This is a genomic window from Streptomyces corynorhini (assembly GCF_003346515.1).
GTDB classification, from domain to species: domain Bacteria; phylum Actinomycetota; class Actinomycetes; order Streptomycetales; family Streptomycetaceae; genus Streptomyces; species Streptomyces corynorhini.
Genome location: NZ_QQNA01000246.1, coordinates 59,526 through 70,989, shown reverse-complemented (window position 1 = coordinate 70,989; position 11,464 = coordinate 59,526). Strand labels below are relative to the sequence as shown.

The 11,464-nt window shown below is 70.5% G+C and carries 3 protein-coding genes; all 3 read right to left on the bottom strand.

Translation table 11 applies throughout. The annotated features are described in order from the left end of the window. The coding region (locus DVH02_RS26975) for a hypothetical protein (RefSeq protein WP_114626457.1) at positions 1–3,467 on the bottom strand (3,467 nt) is incomplete at its 3' end. Beyond that, positions 3,460–5,928, bottom strand: coding sequence for a hypothetical protein (locus DVH02_RS26970; RefSeq protein ID WP_114626456.1), 2,469 nt, complete (start codon positions 5,926–5,928; stop codon positions 3,460–3,462). The genes DVH02_RS26970 and DVH02_RS26975, both read right to left, overlap by 8 nt. Further along, the gene (locus DVH02_RS26965) at positions 5,925–11,375 is read right to left on the bottom strand and encodes a YncE family protein (protein ID WP_114626455.1); all 5,451 of its coding nucleotides are present in this window, start codon (positions 11,373–11,375) and stop codon (positions 5,925–5,927) included. The genes DVH02_RS26970 and DVH02_RS26965 overlap by 4 nt, the downstream gene beginning before the upstream one ends. Positions 11,376–11,464 lie beyond the last annotated feature (89 nt).

The window sequence follows — 11,464 nt, the reverse complement described above, 5'->3', positions numbered from 1 at the left end:
GCGGGGGCCGCTGCCGGGGCCGGAACGGCGGTGCCGGTTTCGGCGGCCCCGGCAGCGGCCCCCGCGGCGTCTCGGGTGGTGGTGGTGGGGACGCGGCGGATGGTGGTCAGTACAGGGCTCAGGCGCAGGGCGACGCGCAGGGCGGCCATGGCGGTGCGCGTGAAGCGGGAGGGCAGGCGCAGTTCGGTGACGGGCAGGACGTCTGTGGTGGCGTGGACGGCCGCCTGCGGGTCGATCAGCAGGGTGAGATGGGTGGTCTGTGTGGAGTCGGCTTTCAGGCGGGGCCAGTTGCCGGAGCCGATCGCCTGCACGTAGCCCGCCGGGTCGGGGACGGCGGGGGTGGCGACGGCGTACAGACGGTCGTAGGCAGTTTCGGAGAAGTAGCCGAGGAGTCCGTCACCCTGTTGACCGGGATTGCCCAGGCGCACGGGCCAGGGATAGGCGAGGTGGTCCATCTCCGGCGGGATTCCCTTTTTGATACGTTCCCGCCACTCGGTCAGGGCTTTCCAGTCGAGGGCGTACTTCCAGCCGGGGTCGGCGAGCGGCGGGCCGTCGAGTTCGAAGCCGAGCCGGGTACGGACCAGGGCGAGGGGGCGGCCCAGCAGGGTGCTCAGGACTTCGTCGCCGTAGGGGTTGCCCGGGTTGACGCCTGCAAGTGCCCTGTCGGTGCTGGAGAGCAGGGCGAGGAAGGTGGCCGGACCGGCCGTGAGGAGGTGGGAGGCGAATCGGTAGAGGTGGGGGCGGCTGGCGCGCAGGTCCTCCAGGCGGTGGGCGTTCGAGTCGGGCAGCGGTGCCCACTGGACGACGGTGGAGACCGTGGCGGTGTCGCCGGTCCGCTGGGCCAGGCGGACCTCGCCCAGCGGTGCTCCGGTGGGCGCGTAGCACAACAGCGCGCGGTCGACGTAGTTGGGGACGATCCATCCGCAGACGGGGGTGGTGCCGGAGTTGAGGTCGACGGCTTCGTCGTCGTTGTGCTCGCTGACGAAGTCGAAGCGCAGCCGGGCGGGTTGCAGCAGGCGCGGCGGGAGCTGGACGAGCCGGTCCGGATAGTCCTTGTCGGCGCGTTTGACGCCGGGGCGCACGCTGTCGGCGACGATGGGCTTGAGTTTCTGCGCGTCGCCGGAGAGGACGACGTCCAGGGTCTGGCCGAACTCGTCGATGACGCTCAGGCGGGTGAGGGCCAGCTGTCCCGCGCGGATCTGCGTGAACCCGGAGGCGTCGTAGGTGCCCTGCTTCACCGGGCCGGGGTTGGGCAGGTAGCGGAATTCCTCGCCCACCAGGTCGGCGATCCATGGGTCGGAGGGGCGGACGTTGGGGGCGGCGTCCCGGCAGGCGAGGGCGTCGGTGAGGCCGTCGGTGCTCTGGGAGAGCAGGTCGAGTTCCTTCACCTCGGCGCAGGCGGCGGCGAAGGAGTCCGCGGCTTCGCCGGTGAGGTCGGCGGCGTACCGGTCGAGCTGGCCGCTCATCGTGTACTGCGGCAGCGGCACCAGGAAGCGGCGGCCGTACTTTTCCAGAGGCGGCGCGGCGTCACCGTTCTTCCACTGGTAGGTGGCGCCGTCGAATTCCCAGCTGGGGGACCTGGTGTTGAAGGGGACGGGCCAGTGCCGCACCGTCCACTGGTAGAGCAGGGGCTTCCAGGGCTGGCGCCACACGGGCAGGAGTTCGGGCGTGGGGTTGGCGAGGAGATGGACGAACTCGCCCAGAAGAGCGGCCACGATCCCGGGCAGCTCCCCCGGCTTGAGCCTGTTTCTGAACGGCTCGGGGTAAGGATCGCCCGGTTTCACCGTGCCCTTGAGGTCGCTGGGCAGCCGGCAGACGAGGACGGTGTCGTCGAGGTCGCGGTAGCGCTGATGGCTGGTGGCGCCGCCGAGAACGATGGTGGGGTCCATGGCTTCGAAGAAGGGCGGGAGTGCCTCGCGGCGCAGCTCACAGCCGGCGGGGAGCTTCTTCGCCGACAGGTAGCGGCGGACGGAGTCCGCGAGTTCGGTCGCGTCCTGCCCGTGCGGGATCTTGTCCAGCAGCGTGGTGAGGGCTGACTGCCGCCGGGCCACTTCCACGGCGAGGCTTGCGGGCTTCGACGGGTCGAGTGCGTCCGAGAGGTCCTTGGGAAAGGGCTTTTTGGGGAGGAAGGCGAGTCCGTTCATCCACCACAGGGCGTACAGCCTGCTCTGGAGTGCGGCCAGTTCCCGGGCGGCGGTGTCGTGGGCGTCCTGGTCCCGGTTGAGCTGGGCGAGCAGTGCTTCGGCGTCAGGGCCGGCCCCGGACCAGGTGACCGATTCCGCGGTGCCCGGCGGGTTGGCCTCCTCGGAGGTGTCCACGATCCGCCAGACATAGCCGCCGGGGCGCTGTTCGAACCAGCCGCGGTGCATGGCCTGCGCGGTGAGGATGTCCCCGTCCGGCTCGTCGAGAGTGTCCACCAGGCCGCGCCCCAGTGCGTGCAGCAGTACCCCGTCCCCCGCGCCGGACTCGCGGCGCGCGGTGGCGGAGGCGGTCAGCAGCGCGGCGGTCGCCTCGTCCGCGCCACTGCCGAACGCGATCTTCACCTTGTGCAGCCCCGGGTTCGGGTCCGGCCGGTCCGATGCGGGGATGCCCCCGGCCCGGTTCCACGCGACACGGGCGATCCGGCCGCAGTACGCGGTGGACGTCGGCTGCCACCCGGCCGGTGGCCCGGTCCATTCCAGCGCGGCCAGTGCCTCCTGCGGGCTCTCCCCGGTCTTGAGGCGGCGCAGCAGCTCCTCCTGGCCGGGGTCGGAGTGCCAGCCCACCACCTGGTAGTCGACCGTCGCCCGGTCGATGTCCTTGAGGTTGCCGTCCTTGAGTTCGTCGTGGAGGGAGAAGACGTTCTGGTGGTAGGGCTGGAACGCGTGGAACGTCATCAGCCCGGGGCCGACCGAGGAGAGGAACATCTCCTTGCGCTTGAGTTCCCGGCGAGCGGGTTCGTTCCATGGTGTCCCGCGCGGGCCGATGTCCTGGCGTCTGCCCAGCATCGTCGGGGTCACCGTGGCCCGGTACGGGGTGTCCTCGGTCTTCCCGGGGTGGGGCCTGACGGGGTGAAGGGTGGCGGAGGTGCCGTTCTGGTCGTCGAGGTAGTCGCTCTCCACCACCCAGCCGGCCGCCAGCCCAGGATTGTTCTCGACGTGCCGTACGACGAGCCAGCGGTTGGGTACCAGGGGGAAGACACTGTTGCCACCCGGTGTGCGGGGAGCGGCGTGCCGCAGCCCCGCGGGTACTTCCCAGCGCACGTACACGCCGTCGTACTTGAGGTAGGGCTCTTCCGTGGTGGGGTCCGTCCAGGGGATCTCGCTCTGGAACGGGCCGGGCTCCGGGCTGAGGTGGTGCGCGAGCCGCTGGAAGTTGGGCGCCCAGCGTCTGAAGCCCTGCCCGTCGCGTTTGCGTACGTCCCGGTTGACGACCAGGGCGTCCACGCGTACCGGCACGATCAGCGGATTGGTGTCGTCGTCAGCCATGGGGGTGCTCTCCTGTTCCGGGTGTGCTCTCGCGCTGAGCGGCCCGGAAGGTGCGGCGCTGCGCGGCGTTGATCATCTGGATGGCGAACTCGGCCGGGGTCAGGGCCCGTCCTACGGACGTCGCGCTGCCGAGCCGCTCGGCGAGGAAGGCCGTGCGGAACACACGGTCCGGCAGCCCCGGTGCCGGGGTGCGCAGATAGGGGGTGAGGCCGGGAGGGTGGGGGAAGTACTGGCCGGGCAGCTCCTGGCCCAGGGTGCCCGGGGACAGGTCCCGCAGCCGGATGATGCCTCTGGCCACCGGGTCCTTCTCGGTGCTGCCGGCGGGCTCGTCGATGCCGAAGTGAACACCCTGCTGAGGCTCGGCGATCTCGATCCGCTGCGGCACGCCCGGCATCAGCAGCAGCAGGACGTCATCGGCGAGCTTGTCCCGGCGGATCACCGGCAGTGTCTGCTCGCCCGCGGTGGCCTGCTTGTTCGGGTAGGGGCGTACTTCGAGGGCGGGCCAGCCGGGCACCAGTTTCGAACGGATCAGTACACCGGTGAGCCGTCCCTGTGCGGGCAGGGCCAGGCCGCCGGGCCCGAAGAGCACGTCGTCCAGGGCGAAGTTGAGGTCGTGGGCGAGCCCGACGCTCAGCGCGCCTTCCAGCAGCGCTCCGATCCAGCCCGCGTCGACATGGAAGAACCGCAGGCTCTCGGGCGGCAGCATCCTTTCGTCGGGCACCAGATGGGCGAAGGGGACCCCCTTCAGGTCCCGGAGCCTGAGCAGCCAGTCCCGTACGACGGCGAGATCCTCGTCCTCCTCCGGCGGTTCGGAGCTGTCGCCGGTTCCGGTCAGCACGGTGAGAGCGGTCCGCAGCCGTTCGCGCAGGGCGCCGTCGTCGCGTACCCGTTCGGCGGTCAGCCCGGCGGCGCCGGGCAGGCGCGGCGCCGCCGCGACCGGCGTCACCCGGCCCGGCCCGCCCGCGGGCCCGTCCTCCCGCGCCGCGGCGTCGGCTCCCGGCGCTACCAGCGTCCTGGTGAGCTGTTCGCCGAGGCCCGCCTTCACCCACTGATCCAGCCGCGCCTTCGCCCCGCCGGGCATCAGCCCGTCGCGGTCCGTGTACGCGAGGGACGGGGCGGCCTTCCCGGCGTCGGCCGGGACCTCGGGGGTGGCGGAGAACACCGGTTCTTCCAGGCCGGTGACGGCCTTCAGGGCTCGGGCGCGCACGCGCAGCAGCGCGGCGGCGAACGCGTGGTCGGCGAACGCGGCACCCCGGCCCGTGGTGAACGCCACCGCGAGGCTCAGGTCGTAGACCCCGTACTCCTCCAGGTGTGTCAGGGCCTCCCGGGCGCAGCGTCGGCGCGCCTGGCCGGCCGGCGGGGCGAGGGGGGCCGGTGTGAGCGGGCCGCGGTACCAGCCGAAGGTGGAGTGCCCCGCCTCCGTACGGCACGGCAGCGGTACGTACCCCTGGTCCAGGCGGTCGGCGACGTCGCTCTGTGCCGTTCCTTCCAGGCTGGTCCTGTCGGCGGGGATTCTCAGCAGCAGACCGGTTCCGTCAGGGCCTTGGCGGTCGACGAAGTTCTCGGTGAGGGCGGCGAATCCCGGCACCTGGTCGGGCAGGGTTTCGAACGCCGATGACCACAGCGAGATCAGCCGCAGCGGCTGGTCCTTCGCCGTGTGCTCTGTCCCTGGATCGGCCGAGGGCAGTGTCCAGCCTTCCAGCGACACCAGATGCGCCGCGTAGCGTCCGCCGGTCGCGCTGGGCAGACGGTTGCCGACGACGACCGCGTAGGAGCCCGGCTCGATCAGGTCCGGATCGTCGACGGCCCGCTGGTGTTGCTCGTCGACACGACGGATGTGCGTCAGATACGGCAGGTCCCCTTCGGCGGGGGCGAGGGCGTCGAACACGCCGCGGGTGGTCAGGACCGTGGAGCACACCACGTCCAGATCCTCCGCCGGGATGTCCTCGGGGTGGGCGAGCGGGGGCAGGGTGACGCCCTTGTCCTCCGGGAGGCGGCTGCGGGGATCGGACAGTTGCCGCACGGTGCGCGGGTCGCTTTGGCCGAAGCAGTGCGGGTCGTCGAGGAGTTCGGCCTCGCCGAAGACGAGCAGGGCCATCCACGGCAGCCGCGTCACCCCGTCCGCCGCGAAGGCTTCCCGTTCCCACGGCAGGGTGTCGCGGTTGATGGTCACGTGCGGCAGCACGTCGGCGTACAGGCCGGTGGATCCGGGTGGGGGGTAGGTGCCGTGGACCCAGTCCGGTTCCACGGTGAAGCGCGGCGCACGCACCTCGACTTTCTGGGTCACCGGATTCCGCGCGGTCGGCAGGTAGCCCTTGTCCACCGCCCCGCCGTTTTTGGTGAGGTTCTGGTGGGCGGTGAGCGTGTAGGTGCCCGCGGCGAGCTTCGGTAGCAGGCAGTCCACGAACTCCACACTCAGCCGCGGGTCGGCCGCCTGTGCTGTGTGGCCTGTGTGGGTCATGTCCCCTGCCTTTCGTTCTGCGCGCTGCTCTCGGCCTCGTCATCGGTGTCAACCGGGCTTGTTGTTCTGTGGATCTCCGGCGCCTTGGTGAGGGCGATCGCCACCGGTGTCGCCGACAGGCGCAGCGTGCGGGGCAGCAGGACGGGAGCGTCGCCCGAGGTGTCGAGCAAGCGGACGCAGCCGAGCCCGGTGTCGCTCCCGGCCTTGCCGGTGGTGTCCTGGCCGGTGGACCGGGCGACGAAGACCCGATTGCTGTCCGGCGACACGGCCAATGCCTGGGGCTGGGATCCGACCCACACCGGAACCCCCACCTCGCGCGGCGTCGGGCCGGACACGTCGAAGACCGATACCGTGCCCGCCACACGGTTGGTCACGTACAGCCGTTTCCCGTCCGGTGACGCTGCCAGAGCGCTGGGGTCGGTCCCGGTCATCAGGACCGCTACCGGCTCCCTCTCCCGTGCGTCGACGGTGAGCTGGTCCACCACGCTGACAGTGGACTGCCCCGCGTTGAGCGCGTACAGCCACCGGCCGCGGGGGTCCATCGCCAGCCGGGCGGGACAGGGGCCGGCCTTCCGCTCGAAACGCGTGATCAGCGCGTCCTCCTTGACCTCTACGGCCACCACGCTGTCGCGCACGCCGTGGGCGACGTACACCCATCCGCTCTTCTTCGACCACAGATCGGGCTTCGCGCCGCACACGATGTCCACGGCCCCGTTGTCCAACCCGGTACTGCGGACCTTCTTCGGGGTCTTGAGCGCGATCTGCTCCAGCTGTCCCGCCGTCGTGGAGATGAGGAACGCCCATGCGCTGTCGGGGGAAATCGCCACCGCCCGGACGCCTTGGCCCACCCAGATGCCGGTGGTGTCCAGCGTTTTCGCCGGGGTCGGCGGGGTGAAGGAGATACGTGTGATCAGGGGGTGCTGGCTGGAGTTGCCGCTGCACGTGCGCTGCCCGTTGGGGCTGACCGCCAGGTTCCCGGCGGGTACGACGCCTTCGGCTGTCCGGTCGGCGATGGTGAGGCTGTCGGTATCGACTGTGCTCAGCACGCCGTGGTCGTCGAGGACGAACAGCCGCGGTCCCGGGGGCAGGGGCGGGCTCGGCAGCTGTTTCAGCAGGGCTTCGATGTCGCCCGTGACGAGGGAGTCAGCGGGGTCCAGTTGGTCGTTGGTTCCGGGGCCGACGCCCATGACGGTCATCGCGTCGAACAGACGGTTACGGGCCCAGACCGTCTTGGGCTCCGTGTCCAGGAGCAGGGTGCCCCGGGTTTCCCCGCCTGCGCTGGGGACCGTGCCACCGGTGCCGGGGGGCGGGGCGGCAGGTGTACCGCCGTATGTCCCCTCCCGTCGGAGCGCCCGCCCCGCCACGTCGCACACAGGCTCGGCCGGGAGCGGGGGACCGAGCGGCAGAGCCCCGTCCGGGATCCGGTCGTCGTGGGACAGCGCGCCGGCGTCGATTTTTCCCGGGGAGCTGCCCCGGTCGGGCTTGGGCAGCCGCAGTTCGACTCCGGTGAGCTGCCGGTCCACCCGCTGGGGGCTGGAGGGGGTCAGCTTTCCGCCGTAGCGGCCCCACAGTGCGGCGGGCAGGGTGCTGTCCACCCGGGACGAGGGCTCCGCCTCGTACCAGTCGCTCAGGTCGTGGACGGTTTCCTGCCGGTCGGTCAGGGTCAGTGTGAAGTCGGACGTCAGGTCGGTGGCGCGCATGGGCCGCAGATGGACGTGGTCGCTGCCCTTCAGTTTGACCGGCTGTGATCCGGACGGGCCGGTGAGGGTCCATGTGGTGACCGGGACGGCGGTGCGGACGGTGAACGAGAACGCGCCAGGACCGACGACCCACACCCCCTGCTCCAGGCCGTCCTTGGACGTGACGGGGATCAGCCCGTCGGTGGCGGCCAGCCGTACGGCGTCCGTGGCGGCGGGCAGTTGTCCGGCCACGTCCTGCCATGTCGCGATCGGGTCACCGGCGGAACGGCCGTCGCCGAACGCGACCGTGACCTTGATGAACCACAGCTTCACGGTGACGGTCCCGGCGGTCGGCGGGCCCCACAGGGCCAGCGTCGCGCCGATCTCCACCCGGATCGTCTCGCGCACCAGCCAGAGGTCGAGGACGTAGCTGATGCCCACGCTGATGCCGATGCCGATGTCATAGCGCAGCGGGGCCCACTCCATCAGCATCCGCGCGTGTGCGGTCAGCCAGGCGTGCAGGTCTCCGGACCGGTAGTTCACCTCCAGGTCGCCACCGGCCATGATCGCCCCGGGCGTCAGCGCGAAGAACGCGCCACCGGCGATCGTCAGTTTGGAGGTGACCGGCCAGGAGAATCCGAGGCGGGGCACCTTCGGATAGTGGGCCGGCACCGCATACCCGGGGTGGTAGCCGCCCAGGGTGAGAACGAAGTCCCCCGACCGGGCGCCGTCCACCCATACGTAGAGCGCGAAGCCCCCGGTGAGGACACACGCTTCATCGATCAGGTAGGAGCCCGGCGCGAGTTGCGCGGTGAGCTTCAGGATCCCTTCGCTGGCCCGGTACTTGACCGACATGCCCAGGCTGGCCCTCGCATACGCCTTACCCCGCTTGGGGAACCGGGCCTCCGCCGTGCCCAGGACCGCGAGGGCGAAGTCGTCACCGACCTCCAGGACCAGCAGCGCCTGGCACTGGAGGAACTCGAACACGTTGAAGGTGAGACCGGCGGCGAACCACATCTGCCCGGCGGCCGGCCGCACCACAGCTTTCTCGCCGCCGTCCGTCAGCGTCTTCAGCACCGTCAAAGGCTCGGTGTCCGGGTCCGTGGAGGTGAGGTTCTTCAGGAACGGAAAGTCCAGGACCCTGTCGCCCTCGGGCACCCTGACCGTGCTGTTGAAACCGAACCCGGCCAGAATCCCGGTGACCTCCACCGGAGGCGGCCCCCCGAACCTCCCCGACACCTTCCCGAACAGGAACATCGACGGCCAACCGCCGCCGTCGGGCTGCGCGTAGGCGCCCAGCGCGGTCAGCCCGAACTTGCTCGCCGACACCACCAGCACGCCCTCGATGAGCAGCGCGTAATCCGGATCCCGCCTGTTGACCAGCGCACCCATGACCGTCAACGGCGGACGGTCGTATCCCGCGCTCAGACCGTCGAGCCGGAACTCCGGCTTCGCCGGGTCCCGCAGCGGCACACCGATACCGAGCCCCTCGACGCCGAGCGTGAGCCCGGCCATCCCCAGCGACGCCTCGAACAGCACCCATACCGTGCCGTCCACGTAACCGACCCCGACGCGGCCCAGCCGCACGGGCCCCACCGCACGCTGCACGTCCACCCACGCCACCACCGGCGCCCCGGACGCCTGCCCGGCCGTCGCGGCGTGCACGGCCGGGGCGCCGGGCGGTGGATCCTGCGTGTCCCGTCCGCCCTTCACCCGTACGGACACGGGGTGGGCCGTCCCGGGCAACCGCACATCCACCGCGAACGCCACGCCCTTGGTCAGCCCCTCGCCGGGCAGCAGCGCAAGGTCCGGATCGCAGGCCGACAGCGCCTGGTTCAGCACCGCCACCCGCTGCGCGGGCAACTGCGCCGACGCCACCAGCACTCCCACTCCACGCAGGGAGAGATCCTGCTCGGCCGGAATCTGGTCCTTCAGCAGCGGCACCTGCGACAAGCCCACGCCGATCCCCACACTGGCGCGCACCGCCCACTCGCGCTCACCGTTCTTCGGCTGGACGGACGCCACGACCAGCGATCCACCGGCATCTTTCGCATGAGCGGCGAACACCACCGACCTACGCGTGGACGAGTAGCCGATGGTGATCCTGTCGGCCGTTCCCAGCTTCCGCAGCAACTCCGCGGCGGTCTCCTCCTCAGCGCCCAGCAGCTTGGCCAGATCCGCCAGCGACACCCCCTGGGAGTCGGTCCAGACGGCGGTGAACTCCCCCTCCTGGCCCCTGCTGATCGTGAACGTCACCTTCCGCGCGCCGCCGCCCGCTTGGGGCACCTCAAGCGTCAGGCTGCCGCTGTAGGTCTGGTCCCACCCGCTCCCCGCGGGGGTCCGCTGCTTGAGGTCTGTCGTCAACAACAGACGGGCCGAGGCTTCACCGAGGGGGAACTGCGCTTCGGCGGCCAGGGAGAACTTCTTGGCATCGGCTGTGTCGAAGCGCACGCTCAACCGGTCGACGGTGAGGTCTTTGAGAACGGGCGGGGTGTCGATGCCGAACGTCCGGAAGAGTTCGGCAGGCCGGGCCCCGGTGAGGATCCCTTCGAAGCACCAGCCGGTTGTCGCCCACTGGGCCTGGAGCTGGACCTCGCCCGTGCCGATCCGCCAGGCGCATGCCAAAGTGGCGCTGGTGCCCGAGCCGGATTTGATGATCTTCAGATACAAGCCGGTCAGGGCCGCGGGCCCGATCGTCAGTGCCCCGACGACACTGATCCCGAACTCGTAGGAGGCGGGCTTCGCTCCGGGATCGGCGGTGAAGTAGAGCGCGTCCAGCGAAAGGGAGTCCAGCCCGGTCAGGCCGTACTCGGGAAGATAAGCGTCCAGCAGGGGTTTGAGGGCGGTCTTCTCCCCGAGGTATCCGCTCACTCTCAGCTCGGGAACCGACACCTGCACCAGCATCCGCAGCCCGGCCAAGGTCACGGTGCCGCCGATCGTCGCCCGTGGCGTCGACTGGCCCTGGTGGAGATGGAACGTCGCGAAGGGGGAAGAGAGAGTCAGGACGTCAGGGATGAGAGCCCAGGTCGTGTCCAGAGCCACCGTGGGGATCATCGAGAGGATCCGTGCCGGCCCTGACGAGGAAGCGAGAACGCAGTCCACCTGCAGGCCGACGAGGCCCGGATGCGTCACGAGGAGGGTGTCGGGCAGGCTGAAAGTGTCCGGCTTCACCGACATCCAGGCGCACAGTAGCCGCAGGTCGTCCAGCTTCTTCAACGGTACCGGCGGGAACGATCCACGCAGGTTCCAGGCGAGCGAAGGGTTGCCCGGCCGCATGCCCCACACGTACGGGCGGGACGCTCCCGCTCCGGTGGTAAAGGCCGGCTCAACGCCGAGCCCACCTGCGCAGACCGGACCGCCCAGATGGGAAACCACCCCCAGAACCAGGTGGAGGGCCCCGTCGCCCAGACCTCGCAGGACCGACGGATCCACATCGTCCAGATGCCCGGCGGGGATGCTCCAGTCAGGCAGGGCGAGATCGATCCTGACGCCGCTCACCGTGACCCCGGCGTCGTCGGCCGCGAAGACGACCTCCGCCGGAAAGGGCCCTTGGACGGGGGACTCCAGCGGCCCGCGCAGGGACACCGCGCCCTTCACGGTCAACTTCTCGACGTCCGCCCGTGCCCCTGCGACGGTCAACGTCCCGCCCGGAAGATGCGCCGTGAAAAGCTCCTCGGCCTGTGGGAGCCCGAACTCCCGGCCGCTCAGGATGAAATCCTTCGGACAGTTCCTCAGCTTTTCCTTCAGGGACTTCACGGTCAGGTTCATGCGCAACCCATCTCTCAGGCGCCTGTCGGCCGGTCAGCCCCGTGCTTGAGGCCGCGACCTCGCTCGTGCGGCCCGGTGAGAAGCAGCCG

Bases quoted from the DNA above. Each gene is read 5' to 3' on its own strand.
- DVH02_RS26970 (WP_114626456.1), bottom strand. From the start codon at position 5,928: ATGACCCACACAGGCCACACAGCACAGGCGGCCGACCCGCGGCTGAGT.
- DVH02_RS26965 (WP_114626455.1), bottom strand. From the start codon at position 11,375: ATGAACCTGACCGTGAAGTCCCTGAAGGAAAAGCTGAGGAACTGTCCG.